Here is a 15,488-nt window from a genome sequence, read left to right as displayed (position 1 = left end):
AGGTTCATCGCGCCGGCGAGTTGCACGTTGAACCCGCGGCTGCGTGCTTCACGGCCGATCACTTCGCCCGCGACCCGCGCAACGGCCGCAACTTCGAATACCTCTCCGAGGACCCGCTTTTGACCGCCACGATCGTTGCCGAGTCGATCGACGGCATCCAGCGCCACGGTGTCATCTCGACGGTCAAGCACTACTCGCTGAACTGCAACGAAACCAATCGGCACTTCCTGGACGCGGTCATCGATCCCGCCGCGCACCGCGAATCCGACTTGTTGGCGTTCGAATTGGCGATCGAGCGCTCGCAACCCGGCGCCGTGATGACCGCCTACAACAAGGTCAACGGCGACTACGCCGCGGCCAACACCGTCTTGATCAACGACGTGCTGAAAGGTGCCTGGGCGTACCGTGGTTGGGTCATGTCGGATTGGGGCGCCACGCCGGGCTGGGAATGCGCCCTAGCCGGCCTCGACCAAGAGTGCGGGGCCCAGATCGACGCGCTGTTATGGCAGGCCGAGTCCTTCGGTGCGCCGCTGCGCGACGCGTACGCCGACGGCGGCCTGCCCACGGAGCGCCTGTCGGACATGGTCCGCCGGATCCTGCGGTCCATGTTCGCCGTCGGTGTCGACCGCACCGATGCGCCGCCAGCACCGGACCTGGCCGCGCACAACGAGATTGCGCTGCGGATAGCGCGGCAGGGAACGGTGTTACTGACCAACCGGGGGTTGTTGCCGTTGGCGCCCGAGCCGGGGGTGCGCATCGCCGTCATCGGCGGGTACGCGCACATGGGTGTGGCGGCCGGCTTCGGTTCCAGCACCGTCGTTCCGCCGGGTGGTTACGCGGGAGTGGTGCCGATCGGCGGCTCGGGGCTGGAGGCCGGGCTGCGCAACCTGTACCTGCTGCCGTCGAGCCCGCTCGAAGAGTTGCGAAAACAGCTTCCGCACGCCCAGATCGAGTTCGATCCCGGCATCAGTCCGGCCGAAGCGGTGCGGGCGGCACGAGGGGCCGACATCGCGATCATGTTCGCGGTCCGCGCGGAGGGCGAGGGCTTCGACATCGCCGACCTCTCGCTGCCGTGGGGTCAGGACGAGCTGATCGACGCCGTGTCGGGCGCCAATCCCAACACGGTGGTGGTGCTACAGACCGGCAATCCGGTGTCCATGCCATGGCGTGACTCGGTGAACGCCGTTGTGCAAGCTTGGTTTCCGGGCCAGGCCGGCGCCCGGGCCATCGCGGAGATTCTCGCCGGGAAGGTGAATCCCTCGGGTCGGCTGCCGATCACCTTTCCGGTCGATCTCGCCCAGACACCGCGGCCGCGGTTGCCCGGCGCCGGCGAACCGTGGGGGACACCGACCACGATCGACTACTTCGAAGGAGCCGACGTCGGTTACCGCTGGTTCGCCCGACGCGGTCACGACCCGATGTTCGCCTTCGGTCATGGGTTGTCCTACACCAGGTTTGAATACCGCGACCTGGTGGTCGGTGGCGAAGAAACCGTCAGCGCCAGTTTCAGCGTCGTCAACGTCGGCGACCGCGCCGGGGCGGACGTACCGCAGCTGTACCTGACGGCGGCGGCCGGTGAACCGTGCTTACGGCTGCTCGGATTCGAGCGGGTGGAGCTCGAGGCGGGTGCAACCCGCCGGGTGACCGTCGAGGCGGACCCGCGCCTGCTCGCCCGCTACGACGGCAGCGTGGGATGCTGGCGGATCAGTCCGGGCTCCTACACGGCGGCGGTGGGTGCGTCGGCGATCGCGATGCAACTCGAAGCCACGGTCGAGCTGACCGGTCGTACGTTCGGGCGATAAATCAGCCGGGGCTGACGCCCGAACGCGCGACCGGCCCGGTGGGTTACTTGACGGGGGTCAGCTCGTCGCCGCATGTGCAGCGGTACGGCTCACCCGAACCCGAGCAGTGGCAGGGGACCTCGATGCGGACGCGACAGCCGCAGCCTTCGTGACCGCACGTCAGCTCGGTCCCGGCCTCGTAAGTTGCCATTCAACTCACCCTTCTCTCTGTGTGGTGACTCTTGCGATGCGGTCGACCGCTCCCTCACTATATACCCCCCATGGGTATACGGTAAATGGCCGCGACGGGTTCGATACCAACCCGGCTGTCCGTGCGATCGCCGTCGGGCGCGGCTAGCGTGGTCGCCATGACCGAGCAACCAAGCCCGCAAGACGTCGACGCATTCCTGGACAGCACAGTGGTGGACGCCGATCCGTCATTGAGTGCGGCCCTGGAGGCCAGCAGCGCGGCCGGTTTGCCGCCGATTGCGGTATCGGTGCAGCAGGGGAAGTTCTTGAGCCTGCTCGCCAGCGCCGTCGGCGCGCGCAACATCCTCGAGCTCGGCACGTTGGGTGGATTCAGCACCATCTGGCTGGCGCGCGGCGCCGGCCCGCAAGGACGGGTGGTGACGCTGGAATACGAGCCCAAGCATGCCGAAGTGGCGCGGGGCAACCTGGAGCGGGCCGGCCTCGCCGATCGGGTGGAGGTGATCGTCGGGGCCGCGCTGGACACGCTGCCGACGGTGACCGGTCCCTTCGACCTGATCTTCATCGACGCCGACAAAGAGAACTACCCCGCGTACCTAAAGTGGGCGGTGCGATTGGCCCGCCCCGGTGCGGTCATTGTGGCCGACAACGTGATTCGGCAGGGCCAGATCTTTGATCCGGAGTCCAACGCCCAAGCGCAGGCGGTGCGCCAAACCCTGCAGGCGATGGGCGAGGATCCCCGGCTGGACACCGCGGTGATCCAGACGGTGGGTGCCAAACACTGGGACGGTTTCGCGTTCGCGTTGGTGCGGTAGGCCTCAGCGGGGGTTGAGGTCGGCGACGGCCTGCTCGGCGGAGGTGAGTTCGCCGATCCGCAAAGCGGTTTCGCCGGCGTATAGGGCGGCACTGTCCAGCCAGGAATCGGGCACGCCGGCCACCGGCGCCAGTGGTGTGAAGAACGGCAGGGCCGGCGATTGCAGGCGCATCAGCCTTCCCGCGTCAAAATAACCCAGCGCCGACAGCGGTCGGCTGGCCGCGTTCAGGGCGGTGGGTAGCGCCTTGGCCTTGCCGTCCTCGCCGCACCAGCGGCGGGTGGCCGCGTTGGGCACGACGCGGTGGCGCAACGGCCAGCTCAGGCCGAAGAGGTTGGTTTCGATTGTCCTGTCCGCCCGCAGGATTCGTTGTTGGTATTCGCGGCTGGCGCTGGCCTCGTGCGTCAACAGGAATCGCGTGCCGGCAATGACCCCGCTGGCGCCGGCGTCCAACGCGGTGCGGGTGTCGGCGGAGGTGGCGATGCCGCCGGCCACGAACACCGGGCGCGCCCCGGCCGCACCGAGGGCCAGCGGCAAAAACTCCAACGCCGGCATGGTTCCGACGAGATGGCCGCCGGCCTCGCGTCCCTGAGCGATCAAACCGTCGGCACCGCACGCGATCGCGGCACGCGCCTGGGCCTCGGTGCCCACCATTACTAAGACGAAGATTCCCGCGTCGCGCAGATGCTCGACGAGTCCCCGTCTTTCGCCGAACGCCACCACGACGACGTCCACCCGGGCGTCGACGCAGACCGCGACGTGACGGCGATGAACGAAGGGCATCAACAGGTTTACCGCGACGGCGCGCCTCGGCGCCTGTTCGCGCACGCGATCGATCGACGTGCGTAGCCGGCGGGGCGTGTCGATGCCCAGCGTGCCCAGCCCGCCCGCGCGGGCCACCGCGCCCGCCAGTCTCGCGCCCGCCAGTCCGCCGCCCATGCCGGCCTGCCCGACCGGCACATCGAGGTGCAGCCGATCCGCGATATCCATGACTCACGACGCTACGCGGGTTGTCGATACGGTCGCACCGTTCGGCCTGCCGCGGCGTCAATTTCGTTGCTGGCCGATGGCGTACGGGCGTAATCTCGACAATAGATGGATGGGTGTAGCAACGCTCAAAAGGCTTGCTGCATAACAGAAAGGTCACAAAATGAGTACAGTCCATTCATCAATCGATCACCACCCCGATTTGTTGGCTCTCCGCGCGCGCTATGAGCGCGTCGCCGAGTCGATGAGTGCGCATGTCACGTTCGGTCTGGTCCTGCTGACGGGCCTGTACGTGGCCGCATCGCCGTGGATCGTTGGATTCAGCGCGACGCGATCGCTTGCCACGTCTGACCTGATCGTCGGGATCGCGGCGGCGTTCTTGGCGTACGGGTTCGCGACGACGCTGGATCGCGCGCACGGCATGACCTGGACGCTGCCGGTACTGGGCGGGTGGGTCATCGCCTCGACGTGGATCCTGCCGGGCGTCACGCTGACTACCGGCATGACCTGGTCGAATGTCGTTGCGGGTGCGTTGTTGACGTTCTTGGGTCTCAACGCGACCTACTTCGGCATGCGCACCTGGGCGGCGGGCACGCACGCATAGCGTCGAACTCGTTAGGCGGCAAGGCAGTTCGTTCGGCCCGGGCCGAGTCAAGGCCCGGGACGGCGGTCAGCCGCAGACCGCGCCGATGGCGGCCGAGCTGACCAGCTTCACGTACTTGGCCAGCACGCCGGTCTTGTAGCGCGGCTCGGGAGGATTGAAATCCTTTCGCCGCGCCTCGAATTCGACCGGATCGGTCAGCACGTCGAGCGTCTGGCTGGCGACATCCAGTCGAATGCGGTCGCCGTCGCGCAGGAAGGCGATCGGTCCGGCGTCGACCGCCTCGGGCGCGATGTGGCCGACGCACAAGCCGGTGGTCCCGCCGGAGAACCGGCCGTCGGTCAGCAACAGCACGTCTTTGCCCAGCCCGGCGCCCTTGATGGCGCCGGTGATGGCCAGCATTTCGCGCATTCCGGGCCCACCCTTGGGGCCTTCGTACCGGATCACCACGGCGTCACCCGTGGTGATGGTGCCGTCCTCCAGCGCGTCGAGTGCGGCCCGTTCGCCGTCGAAAACCCTTGCGGTGCCCTCGAACACGTCGGAATCGAAACCGGCCGACTTGACCACCGCACCGTCGGGCGCCAGCGATCCACGCAAGATGGTGATGCCGCCGGTCGGGTGAATGGGATCGCTCAGCGCGCGCAGCACCTTGCCGTCCGGGTCGGGCGGGGCGATTTTGGCCAGGTTCTCGGCCACCGTCGCGCCGGTCACCGTCAGGCAGTCGCCGCGCAGCAGCCCGGCGTCCAGCAGCGCCTTCATCACCACCGGCACGCCGCCGATGTGGTCGACATGCGACATGACGTGGCGGCCGAACGGTTTGACGTCGGCCAGATGCGGAACCTTTGACCCGATCCTGCTGAAATCGTCGAGCGACAGCTCGACATCGGCCTCGTGGGCGATGGCCAGCAGGTGCAGCACCGCATTGGTCGAGCCGCCGAAAGCCATCACCACCGCGATCGCGTTCTCGAACGCCTCCTTGGTGAGGATGTCGCGGGCGGTGATGCCGCGCCGCAGCAGCTCGACGACGGCCGCGCCGCTGCGCCGCGCGAACCCGTCGCGCCGGCGATCGGTCGCCGGCGGCGCCGCACTGCCCGGCAACGACATCCCGAGCGCCTCGGCGGCGCTGGCCATCGTGTTGGCCGTGTACATGCCCCCACACGCACCCTCACCGGGGCAGATCGCGCGCTCGATGGCGTCGACGTCCTCGCGGGGCATCAGACCCCGGGCGCAGGCCCCCACCGCCTCGAACGCGTCGATGATGGTGACCTCGCGCTCGCTGCCGTCGGAGAGCTTGGCGACCCCGGGCAGGATGGAGCCCGCGTACAGGAAGACCGAGGCCAGGTCCAGCCGTGCGGCGGCCATCAGCATCCCGGGCAACGACTTGTCGCAGCCGGCCAGCAGCACCGAGCCGTCCAGGCGTTCGGCCTGCATTACCGTCTCGACGCTGTCGGCGATCACCTCGCGCGACACCAGCGAGAAGTGCATTCCCTCATGGCCCATCGAGATGCCGTCGGACACCGAGATGGTGCCGAACTCCAGGGGATATCCACCGGCCGAGAACACGCCTTCCTTGACGGCCTTGGCGAGCCGGTCCAGGGAGAGGTTGCACGGAGTGATCTCGTTCCAGGACGAGGCGACCCCGATCTGCGGCTTGGCGAAGTCTTCGTCTCCCATGCCTACCGCCCGCAGCATGCCACGGGCGGCGGCCTTCTCGAGGCCGTCGGTGACGTCACGACTACGCGGCTTGATGTCGGCGGTTGAAGCCGAATCGGTGGTGGACATCGTTCAAGTATGCGCTGGCCAGTCGCGATGCCGATGGTCGGGGTAATACCCCGACGGGGTATAAGCTGATGTTCGGCGTGCCGGCGCCACGGCTCGGCGAAATCAGCAGGGGTGAACATGACGAACGACCACGGGTACTCGCAGCAGAAGGACAATTACGCCAAGCGGCTGCGGCGCATCGAGGGCCAGGTGCGTGGCATCGCCCGGATGATCGAGGAAGACAAGTACTGCATCGACGTGCTCACCCAGGTCAGCGCCGTCAACAGCGCACTGCGTTCGGTTGCCCTGAGTTTGCTCGACGAGCACCTGAGCCACTGCGTCACCCGCGCCGTGGCCGAGGGTGGCGACGATGCCGACGAGAAGCTCGCCGAGGCCTCCGCCGCCATCGCGCGCCTGGTCCGTTCCTGATGGGTGATTCGTTTTTCATCGGTGATGTAGTTGAGACCTGTGTTTCGGCCCTGATAAGGGGGGAGGCACGGTTGCGGTCCGTACGGTAAGGCAGTGTGATCGCATTAGGCGCGACAACCCAGGAATTGGGGAGCCCGGCCGATACCGACGCCATGACTGCCGAAACCAATGCTGCCGCGCGAACGTGGACGCCACGGATCGCGGTTCAGCTTGCTGTGCTGGCCGCGGCGGCGTTCACCTACGTCACCGCCGAGATCCTGCCCGTCGGTGCGCTGCCGGCCATCTCCCGCGACCTGCATGTCAGTTTGTTCGCGGTTGGAACACTGCTGACCTGGTATGCCTTCGTGGCGGCCCTGACGACGTTTCCGCTGGTGCGATGGACCGCGCATTGGCCGCGCCGGCGCGCGCTCATGCTCAGCTTGACCTGCCTGACCGCCTCACAGGTCATCTCGGCGCTGGCGCCCAATTTCGCGGTGCTGGCCACCGGGCGGGTGCTCTGCGCGATCACCCACGGGTTGCTGTGGGCGGTCATCGCACCGATCGCGACCCGGCTGGTGCCGCCCAGCCATGCCGGGCGTGCCACCATGTCGATCTACGTCGGCACCAGCCTCGCGCTGGTGGTGGGGAGCCCGCTGACCGCGGCATTGAGCCTGATGTGGGGCTGGCGCCTGGCCGTCGTGTGCGTCACCCTTGCGGCCGCCGTCGTCACGGTCGCCGCCCGGCTGATGCTGCCGGAGATGGTCCTGACCTCCGACCAGCTCGCGCACGTGGGTCCGAGGTCACGGCACCACCGCAATCCCCGGCTGATCCTGGTGAGCGTGCTGGCGATGATCGCCGTCACCGGCCATTTCGTGTCCTACACCTACATCGTCGAGATCATCCGCAACGTGCTCGGTGTGCGCGGGCCGAACCTCGCCTTCGTGCTGGCCGCCTACGGACTGGCCGGGTTGCTGTCGTTGCCGCTGGTGGCGCGGCCGCTGGACCACCGGCCCAAGAGCGCCATCATCCTGTGCATGACGGGGTTGATGGCGGCCTTCGTGGCGCTGACCGGGCTGGCGTTCGGTGGCAGGACAGGCGTGGCCACCGCGCTGATCGGGACCGCCGCCATCGTGCTGTGGGGGGCCATGGCCACCGCGGTCTCGCCGATGATGCAATCCGCCGCAATGCGCAACGGCGCCGACGATCCGGACGGGGCGTCGGGGCTGTATGTGACGGCATTCCAGGTCGGCATCATGGCCGGCTCGCTGGCCGGTGGCCTGCTCTACGAGCGCAGCGTCACGATGATGTTGACCGCTTCGGCGGCACTGATGGCTCTGGCGCTCGTCGGCATTGCGGCCAATCGGCGGATGCTGGACGTTGCTCCGACAAGCTCACCCGATTCATAGCCGCCCTGGTCAAACCCCTAATCCCGGCCCTTCCGGTGACGCGGGCATTCGCCGATGACGGTAGCTGGCGTGCGCCCTATGCCAGACTGTGTCGAGAACACGAGTGGAGGTATGCATATGTCGGGCTGGATGAGGGCCAGGACTGGAAAGGGCCTCTTCGCCGCTCTGAACGCCGCCGGCTTGGCGTCCGTAGTGGGCTTGGCGCTGCTGTTGAGTGCGGCTCCCGCACTGGCGGATCCGGACCCGGCTCCCGCTGACCCGGGCGCCGTCGCGGCCCCACCCGGACCGCCCGCGCCGCCCGATCCGTTCGCGCCGCCGCCTCCGCCCGACCCGCTGGCGGCCCCGCCGCCGCCCAACCCGCTGGCGCCGCCGCCGTGGCTGCCTCCGGCGGCGCAACCCGCCGCGGCCGCGGCCGATGGGCAAAACAACACGCCGTTCACCGGCACGGCGCCGTTCGGGCCGCCGTCGTTCGTCCCCAAGGGTGGCTCGACCGTGGGGGTGGGCCAGCCGATCATCATCAACTTCCCCGGAACGGTCGAGAACGCCGACGCGGCGATCGGCGCCGTGCACGTCTCGTCGGTCCCGCCGGTACCGGGCAAGTTCTACTGGATGACCCCCACCCAGCTGCGCTGGCGCCCAATCAATTTCTGGCCCGCGCACACCGCGGTGACGGTCGACGCCGGCGGCACCGTGTCCACCTTTCAGACCGGCGACACGCTGATCGCCACGGCCGACGACGCGACGCATCAGCTGATAGTCACCCGCAACGGCACCGTGGAGAAGACCTTCCCGATGTCGATGGGCATGACGTCGGGCAATCACCAAACCCCCAACGGCACCTATTACGTGCAGGACAAAAAGGCGTCAGTGGTGATGGACTCCTCGACCTACGGGGTGCCCGTCAGTTCGACCTACGGTTACAAGGTGACGGTGGAGGACGCGGTCCGCTTCGACAACGTCGGCGACTACGTGCACAGCGCGCCGTGGTCGGTGGATGACCAGGGCAAGCGCGACGTCAGCCACGGGTGCATCAACATCAGCCCCGCCAACGCCAAGTGGTTCTTCGACAACTTCGGTCCGGGTGATCCCATCGTCGTGAAGAACTCCAGCGGTGGCAACTACAAGAAGAACGACGGATCCGCCGACTGGATGAACTAGGCCGCACCGACAACGCAGAATCGCCCATTTCCCGCGCGGAGATGGGCGATTCCGCGTCTCGGGGCCAGCGTTTGCCGGATGGGCTTTCGCAGGAGCGCGAATTATGTATAGCATCATACATAATTCGTCAGTCTGAGGAGCTGGATGCGTAGTCCACGGGAGCGGATGGTCGTCTCTGCCGCGTTGCTGATCCGCGAGCGGGGCGCGCGCGCCACCGCCATTTCCGATGTGCTCGAGCACAGCGGCGCGCCGCGCGGATCGGCCTACCATTACTTCCCCGGCGGGCGTACGCAGTTGCTCTGCGAGGCGGTCGACTTCGCCGGCGCGCACGTCGCCGCCGTCATCGCCGGCGCGGACGATGGCCTGCAGCTGTTGGACACGTTGATCGACAAATACCGCCGCCAACTGCTCGATACCGACTTTCGCGCGGGCTGCCCCATTGTGGCGGTGTCGGTCGAAGCGGGCGAGCATCAGGACGCCGAGCGGATGGGCCCGGTGGCCGAACGCGCCGCGGCGGTCTTCGACCGGTGGTCCGACCTGATCGCCGCGCGCTTCATCGCCGACGGCATTGCGCGGGAGCGGGCGGGTGAGCTGGCGGTCCTGGTTACCACGGCGCTCGAGGGTGCGATCGTGCTGGCGCGGGTGCGACGCGACCTGATGCCCCTTGACGTCGTCCACCGCCAGCTGCGCGAGCTGCTGCTGGCCACATCGTCGTATCAGGCAGCCGGAAAGGACACCCGCAATGACCGGTGAATGGCAATCCAGTGCATGCATCCTTTGTGAATGCAACTGCGGCATCGTCGTTCAAGTCGAAGATCGCCGGCTGGCCCGTATCCGCGGGGACAAGGCGCATCCGGCGTCGCAGGGCTACACCTGCAATAAGGCGTTGCGGCTGGACCACTATCAGAACAGCCGCGCCCGGCTGACCTCGCCGCTGCGTCGCCGCGCCGACGGCAGCTACGAGGAGATCGATTGGGACACCGCGATCGTGGAGATCGCGGAGGGCTTCCGGCACATCCGCGACGCCTACGGCGGAGACAAGGTCTTCTACTACGGCGGCGGCGGGCAGGGCAACCACCTGGGCGGGGCGTACAGCGGCGCCTTCTTGAAGGCAGTGGGCTCGCGTTACCGCTCAAATGCGCTGGCGCAGGAGAAAACCGGCGAGGCCTGGATCGACGGCCAGTTGTATGGCGGCCACACCAGGGGTGAGTTCGAGCACGCCGAAGTGGCGGTGTTCGTGGGAAAGAATCCCTGGATGTCGCAGAGCTTTCCGCGCGCCCGGGTAGTGCTCAACGAGATCGCCAAGGATCCGGCCCGTTCGATGATCGTCATCGACCCTGTCGTCACCGACACCGCCAAGATGTCCGACTTTCACCTGCGGGTGCGGCCCGGCACCGACGCGTGGTGCCTGGCCGCACTGGCCGCCATCCTCGTCCAGGAAAACCTCTGTGACGAAACATTTCTCGCCGAGCACGTACGCGGCGCCGACACCGTGCGTGCCGCCCTGAGCGAGGTCCCGGTGGCCGGCTACGCGCAGCATTGCGGGGTGGACGAGGAACTGCTGCGCGCGGCAGCGCGGCGCATCGGCACCGCGGCCAGCGTCTCGGTGTTCGAGGACCTCGGCGTTCAGCAGGCACCCAACAGCACGCTGTGCTCCTACCTGAACAAGTTGCTCTGGGTCTTCACCGGAAACTTCGCGAAAAGCGGCGGCCAGCACCTGCATTCGTCGTTCGCGCCGCTGTTCGGCCAGTTCTCCGGCCGCACACCGGTGACCGGCGCCCCCATCATTGCCGGATTGGTGCCCAGCAATGTGGTGCCCGAGGAAATCCTCACCGACCACCCGGACCGGTTCCGGGCCATGATCGTGGAGAGCAGCAATCCCGCACACTCGCTGGCGGATTCGGTCGCCTGCCGCGAAGCGTTCCAAGCCCTGGAGCTGATGGTGGTCATCGACGTCGCGATGACCGAGACGGCCAGGCTCGCGCACTATGTGCTTCCCGCCGCCTCCCAATTCGAGAAGCCGGAAGCCACCTTCTTCAACCTGGAATTCCCGCACAACACTTTTCAGCTGCGCCGCCCGTTGATGCAGCCCTTGCCGGGAACCCTGCCCGAGCCCGAGATCTGGGCGCGGCTGGTGCGGGCGCTCGGTGTGGTGGACGACGCGGATCTGCGGCCCCTGTACGACGCCGCTCAGCGGGGCCGACAGGCCTACACCGAGGAATTTCTTTCCGCCGTCGCCACCAATCCCACCGTGGCGCAGCTACTTCCGTATGTCCTCTACGAGACGCTCGGGCCCACCCTGCCGGATGGACTGCGCGGCGCGGCCGCGCTGTGGGGTCTTGCCCAGAAGACGGCCATGAGCTACCCGGACGCCGTGCGGCGGGCCGGTCACGCCGACGGCAACGCGTTGTTCGACGCGATACTGGACAACCCGTCGGGCGTGACGTTCACCGTGCACAACTACGAGGATGATTTCGCGTTGATCAGCCACGCGGACCGCAAGATCGCGCTGGAAATCCCGGCGATGCTCGACGAGTTACAGGCGCTGACCCGTACTCCGCCCCGGTTGACCACGCCGGATTTCCCGATCGTGCTGTCGGTGGGGGAGCGGCGCGCCTATACCGCCAACGACATCTTCCGCGACCCGTCCTGGCGCAAACGCGACGTCGACGGCGCACTGCGGGTCAGTGTCGAGGATGCCCAGGAACTGGGGCTCGTCGACGGAAGTCGGGCCCGCATCAGCACGGCGGCCGGCAGCGCCGAGGCCACCGTGGAGATCACCGAGACCATGCTCGCCGGTCATGCGGCGCTGCCCAACGGTTTCGGGCTCGACTACATCGGCGACGACGGGCGCACCGTCACTGCGGGCGTCGCCCCGAACGCGCTCACCTCGACCGAATGGCGCGACCCCTACGCCGGCACGCCGTGGCACAAGCACGTACCCGCCCGGATCGAGGCGGCCCAGGTGGCTGGCGGCGTCAGTTCCAGATCTTGACCCGGCGGTCCGGCTCCAAGAACAGCGCGCCGGCATCGGCGCCGTCGAAGGCGTCGTAGAAGGCGTCCATGTTGCGCAGCACGCCGTTGCAGCGGAATTCCGGCGGCGAGTGCGGGTCCACCGCCAGGCGCCGGATCGCTTCCGCGTCACGGGATTTCGTGCGCCACACCTGGGCCCAGCCGTAGAACACCCGCTGCACGCCGGTGAGGCCGTCGATGACCGGAGCGGGCACGCCGTTCAGTGACAACTGGTAGGCCAGCAGTGCGATTGACAGGCCACCCAGATCGCCGATGTTCTCCCCGACGGTGAATGCGCCGTTGACGTGGTGTCCGCGCGCCAGGCCCCGCGGTGTGTAGGTGTCATACTGCTCGATGAGAGCCTTTGTGCGAAGGCCGAACTCGGTGCGGTCGGCATCGGTCCACCAGTCGACCAGGTTGCCGTCGCCATCGTATTTGGCGCCCTGGTCGTCGAAGCCGTGCCCGATCTCGTGCCCGATCACCGCGCCGATGCCACCGTAGTTGGACGCGTCGTCGGCGTCGGCGTCGAAGAACGGCGGCTGCAAAATGGCTGCCGGAAAGACGATTTCGTTCATCCCGGGGTTGTAGTAGGCGTTGACCGTCTGCGGCGTCATGAACCACTCGTCTTTGTCCACCGGCCCGCCGAGCTTGGCCAGCTCGCGGTCGTGGTTGACCGCGTACCCGCGCTGATAGTTGCCGTACAGGTCGTCGCGGACGATCACGAGCGCGGAGTAGTCACGCCACTTCGCCGGGTAGCCGACCTTGGCGGTGAACTTCTCCAGCTTGGTCAGCGCCCGCTCCCGGGTCTGCGGTGTCATCCAGTCCAGGTCGCTGATACTCATCCGGTAGGCCGCACGCAGGTTGGCCACCAGCTCGTCGATGCGGGCCTTCGCCCCGGGCGGGAAATGCCGCTGCACATAAAGCTTTCCCACGGCGTCGCCCATCAGGTTCTCGACCAGCGACACCGCGCGTTTCCAGCGGTCCCGGATCTGCTCGGTGCCGGTCAGCAGGCGGCCGTAGAAGTCGAAGTCCGCCGAGACCAGCTCGTCGGTCAGCCAGGAGGCCCGGGCACGGATCAACCGCCACCGCGCCCAGCTCTTCCATACCTCGAGGTCCTCGTTGCGCCACAGCTCTGCGAATGTGCGTAGGTAATCGGGTTGGCGCACAATCACTTCCGTGAGCGCCTCGGGGCCGGCGCCCAGGGCGCCGGCCCAGCCGGCCCAGTCGAAGCCCACCGACTCGTCGGCAAGTTCGGCAAAGGTGCGCAGGTTGTAGGTGAGGTCGGCGTCACGGCGCTTGACCACATCCCAGTGCGCCTCTGCCAGCTTGGCCTCCAGCGCGACGATGCGGTCGGCGGTTCGAATGTGGTCGGCCGCATCCCCGCCGAACACCAGGCCGAACATCCGCGCGATGTGCGCCGGGTAGGCCTCCAGGACCTCGGCGTGGCGCTCTTCGCGGTAGTAGGACTCGTCGGGCAACCCCAGGCCGGACTGGGTGAAGTGCACCAGGTAGCGGGCCGAGTTCTTGGCGTCGGTGTCCACGTACACCCCGACGCCGCCGCCCGCGCCGGTGCGCTGCAAGGCGCCGATGGCCCGTGCCAGCGCGCCGGCATCAGTGGCGTCGTCGATTACGGCCATCTCGTCCAGCAGCGGCCTTACACCGCGGCGCTGCACGGTGTCCTCGCCGAGGAAGCTGGCATACAGGTCGCCGATGCGTTGCGCGTCGTCGTCCGCGGCGGCCGAACCCTGCTGGCTGGCCTCGACGATCAGATCGCGCACCTGTTCTTCGGCGCGGTCATACAGCTGCCGGAACGCCCCGTCGGTTGCCCGATCCGCCGGTATCTCGTATTCGGCCAGCCAGCGGCCGTTCACGTGACCGAACAGGTCGTCTTGGGGGCGGATGCTTTCATCGACAAAGCTCAGGTCGATGCCCGAGCGGATGGCCGTATTCGTCACCCCGCCATCCTTCCATCTTTCCCGGGTGCAACGATCGGGCCATGTCCGACGGCGAGCGAACCGAGCCACCTGCCGAAGCAGATTCCGTTGACGTCGATCCCGACGAAGACTCGTACGACGAGGACGACGTCGACGGCGACGAAGCCGAAAGGGGCGTCGTCTTCTCCCATTACGGCGTCGCGTCCGCGGTTCTCGGTGTGCTGTCGGTGGCCGCGGTGGTGCTCGGCTTCATCATCTGGTCCAACCACCGCGACCAGGTCGCCGAACGCGGCTACCTGAGCCACGTCATGCAGAGCGCCGCCGAGTGGGCGAACGTGTTGATCAACATGAACAGCGGCAATGTCGACGCCAGCCTGCAGCGGCTGCACGACGGGACGGTCGGTGAACTCAACACCGACTTCGATGCCGCCGTGCAGCCATACAAGGCGGTCGTGGAGAAGCTGCAGTCCAAGAGCGCCGGGCGTATCGAAGCGGTGGCGATCGAAACCGTGCACCACGACCTGGACACCCAGCCGGAGGGAACAAGGCCTCCAAGAGAAATAGTCACCACCAAGCTGCCGCCGTTCGCGAGCCGAACCGACTCGGTGATGCTGATCGCCACCTCGGTCAGCGAAAACGTGGGCGCCAAGCCGCAAACCGTGCACTGGAACCTGCGGTTGGACGTATCCGACGTGGACGGCAAGGCGATGATCTCCGGACTGGCTTCGATCCGATGAGAAACATCTGGCGGCTGTTCGCCTTCGACATCCTGGCCCCGCTGGGCGCGATCGCGGCCCTGGTGGCCATCGGTCTGGTGCTCGGCTGGCCGCTGTGGTGGGTGTCGGCGTGCTCGGTGCTGATCCTGTTGATCGTCGAAGGTGTGGTGATCAACTTCTGGCTGCTGCGCCGCGATTCGGTCAGCGTCGGCACCGACGACGACGCACCGGGGCTGCGGTTGGCGGTCGTCCTGCTGTGCACGGCGGCGCTGGCGGCGGCCGTCGCGACCGGCTACACGCACTGGTCCAGCGCGGACAGCGACTTCACCAACGACTCGCGCAAGGTCGTTGAGATCGCCACCGGCATGGCGGAGGCGATGGCGTCGTTCAGCCCCACCGCCCCGACGGGTTCCATCGACCGGGCCACCGCGATGATCGTCCCGGAGCACGCCGCGGCGTTCAAGGAGCAGTACACGAAGTCCAGCACCGAACTGGCCCAGCACAATGTCACCGCGCAAGCCACCACGGTGTCGGCCGGGGTCGAGGCGCTCGGGCCGTCGGCGGCCAGTGTGGCGGTGGTATTGCGGGTAACTCAGAACGTCCCGGGGCAGCCGACCAGTCAGGCGGCGCCGGCGCTGCGGGTGACGCTGACCAAGCGGGGCAGCGACTGGCTGGTCGCCGACGTGCTACCGGTCCGATAGCCGA

General features: G+C 67.5%; 14 protein-coding genes. 10 read left to right on the top strand and 4 right to left on the bottom strand.

What is annotated here, in order from left to right:
* A partial coding sequence (locus A5782_RS12540) for a glycoside hydrolase family 3 C-terminal domain-containing protein (RefSeq protein WP_067099975.1) occupies nt 1–1,802 on the top strand: 1,802 nt, incomplete at its 5' end.
* A gap of 43 nt (nt 1,803–1,845) precedes the next feature.
* Here A5782_RS12540 and mymT read toward each other — a convergent pair.
* Nucleotides 1,846–1,992 (bottom strand): metallothionein MymT, encoded by a 147-nt coding sequence (gene mymT / locus A5782_RS25485; RefSeq protein ID WP_075233985.1) that lies wholly within the window; start codon nt 1,990–1,992, stop codon nt 1,846–1,848.
* Nucleotides 1,993–2,149: 157 nt separating this feature from the next.
* On the opposite strand from mymT, the gene A5782_RS12535 reads away from it, so the two are divergent.
* Complete coding sequence (locus A5782_RS12535; protein WP_067099974.1) at nt 2,150–2,803, top strand: O-methyltransferase; 654 nt, start codon at nt 2,150–2,152, stop codon at nt 2,801–2,803.
* A gap of 3 nt (nt 2,804–2,806) precedes the next feature.
* Here A5782_RS12535 and A5782_RS12530 read toward each other — a convergent pair whose 3' ends face one another.
* Nucleotides 2,807–3,790 carry a nitronate monooxygenase gene (locus A5782_RS12530; protein WP_067099953.1) on the bottom strand — a complete coding sequence of 328 codons (984 nt, stop codon included), beginning with the start codon at nt 3,788–3,790 and terminating at the stop codon, nt 2,807–2,809.
* A gap of 160 nt (nt 3,791–3,950) precedes the next feature.
* Here A5782_RS12530 and A5782_RS12525 point away from each other — a divergent pair, with 160 nt between their 5' ends.
* Nucleotides 3,951–4,391 carry an SPW repeat protein gene (locus A5782_RS12525; RefSeq protein WP_067099951.1) on the top strand — a complete coding sequence of 147 codons (441 nt, stop codon included), beginning with the start codon at nt 3,951–3,953 and terminating at the stop codon, nt 4,389–4,391.
* Nucleotides 4,392–4,457: 66 nt separating this feature from the next.
* On the opposite strand, the gene ilvD is transcribed toward A5782_RS12525, so the two are convergent.
* On the bottom strand, nt 4,458–6,170 hold the full coding sequence (ilvD, locus tag A5782_RS12520) for a dihydroxy-acid dehydratase (RefSeq protein ID WP_067099949.1): 1,713 nt from the start codon (nt 6,168–6,170) through the stop codon (nt 4,458–4,460).
* A gap of 117 nt (nt 6,171–6,287) precedes the next feature.
* On the opposite strand from ilvD, the gene A5782_RS12515 reads away from it, so the two are divergent.
* The 5 genes from A5782_RS12515 (at nt 6,288) to A5782_RS12495 (ending at nt 12,116) form a co-directional block, all read left to right on the top strand.
* Nucleotides 6,288–6,578 (top strand): metal-sensitive transcriptional regulator, encoded by a 291-nt coding sequence (locus tag A5782_RS12515; protein ID WP_067099973.1) that lies wholly within the window; start codon nt 6,288–6,290, stop codon nt 6,576–6,578.
* A gap of 152 nt (nt 6,579–6,730) precedes the next feature.
* Entirely contained in the window at nt 6,731–7,963 is a 1,233-nt protein-coding gene (locus A5782_RS12510) for an MFS transporter (protein ID WP_067099947.1), read from the top strand.
* Between the two features lie 117 nt (nt 7,964–8,080).
* On the top strand, nt 8,081–9,121 hold the full coding sequence (locus A5782_RS12505) for a L,D-transpeptidase family protein (protein ID WP_067099945.1): 1,041 nt from the start codon (nt 8,081–8,083) through the stop codon (nt 9,119–9,121).
* A 144-nt stretch (nt 9,122–9,265) separates the two neighbouring features.
* The gene (locus tag A5782_RS12500; protein WP_067099943.1) at nt 9,266–9,874 is read left to right on the top strand and encodes a TetR/AcrR family transcriptional regulator; all 609 of its coding nucleotides are present in this window, start codon (nt 9,266–9,268) and stop codon (nt 9,872–9,874) included.
* Nucleotides 9,864–12,116, top strand: a complete 2,253-nt coding sequence (locus A5782_RS12495) for a molybdopterin-dependent oxidoreductase (protein ID WP_067099941.1) — start codon at nt 9,864–9,866, stop codon at nt 12,114–12,116. Before A5782_RS12500 ends, A5782_RS12495 begins: the two co-directional genes overlap by 11 nt.
* On the opposite strand, the gene A5782_RS12490 is transcribed toward A5782_RS12495, so the two are convergent.
* Nucleotides 12,100–14,088, bottom strand: coding sequence for a M13 family metallopeptidase (locus A5782_RS12490; protein ID WP_067099939.1), 1,989 nt, complete (start codon nt 14,086–14,088; stop codon nt 12,100–12,102). The genes A5782_RS12495 and A5782_RS12490 overlap by 17 nt on opposite strands.
* A gap of 41 nt (nt 14,089–14,129) precedes the next feature.
* Between A5782_RS12490 and A5782_RS12485 the strand changes: the two genes are divergently transcribed.
* Together A5782_RS12485 and A5782_RS12480 are read left to right on the top strand one after the other, a co-directional pair.
* A complete protein-coding gene (locus A5782_RS12485) occupies nt 14,130–14,804 on the top strand; it encodes a hypothetical protein (protein ID WP_067099936.1) in 675 nt (224 codons plus the stop codon).
* Nucleotides 14,801–15,484: a hypothetical protein gene (locus tag A5782_RS12480; protein ID WP_067099934.1), complete on the top strand. Its 684-nt coding sequence runs from the start codon at nt 14,801–14,803 to the stop codon at nt 15,482–15,484. Before A5782_RS12485 ends, A5782_RS12480 begins: the two co-directional genes overlap by 4 nt.
* The last annotated feature ends 4 nt before the right edge of the window (nt 15,485–15,488 follow it).

Origin of the sequence: Mycobacterium sp. 852002-40037_SCH5390672 (assembly GCF_001665875.1) — a bacterium.
Lineage (GTDB): Bacteria > Actinomycetota > Actinomycetes > Mycobacteriales > Mycobacteriaceae > Mycobacterium.
This window is presented reverse-complemented; position numbering and strand designations above follow the sequence as displayed.

Bases quoted from the DNA above. Each gene is read 5' to 3' on its own strand.
- mymT (WP_075233985.1), bottom strand. From the start codon at position 1,992: ATGGCAACTTACGAGGCCGGGACCGAGCTGACGTGCGGTCACGAAGGC.
- A5782_RS12535 (WP_067099974.1), top strand. From the start codon at position 2,150: ATGACCGAGCAACCAAGCCCGCAAGACGTCGACGCATTCCTGGACAGC.
- A5782_RS12530 (WP_067099953.1), bottom strand. From the start codon at position 3,790: ATGGATATCGCGGATCGGCTGCACCTCGATGTGCCGGTCGGGCAGGCC.
- A5782_RS12525 (WP_067099951.1), top strand. From the start codon at position 3,951: ATGAGTACAGTCCATTCATCAATCGATCACCACCCCGATTTGTTGGCT.
- ilvD (WP_067099949.1), bottom strand. From the start codon at position 6,170: ATGTCCACCACCGATTCGGCTTCAACCGCCGACATCAAGCCGCGTAGT.
- A5782_RS12515 (WP_067099973.1), top strand. From the start codon at position 6,288: ATGACGAACGACCACGGGTACTCGCAGCAGAAGGACAATTACGCCAAG.
- A5782_RS12510 (WP_067099947.1), top strand. From the start codon at position 6,731: ATGACTGCCGAAACCAATGCTGCCGCGCGAACGTGGACGCCACGGATC.
- A5782_RS12505 (WP_067099945.1), top strand. From the start codon at position 8,081: ATGTCGGGCTGGATGAGGGCCAGGACTGGAAAGGGCCTCTTCGCCGCT.
- A5782_RS12500 (WP_067099943.1), top strand. From the start codon at position 9,266: ATGCGTAGTCCACGGGAGCGGATGGTCGTCTCTGCCGCGTTGCTGATC.
- A5782_RS12495 (WP_067099941.1), top strand. From the start codon at position 9,864: ATGACCGGTGAATGGCAATCCAGTGCATGCATCCTTTGTGAATGCAAC.
- A5782_RS12485 (WP_067099936.1), top strand. From the start codon at position 14,130: ATGTCCGACGGCGAGCGAACCGAGCCACCTGCCGAAGCAGATTCCGTT.
- A5782_RS12480 (WP_067099934.1), top strand. From the start codon at position 14,801: ATGAGAAACATCTGGCGGCTGTTCGCCTTCGACATCCTGGCCCCGCTG.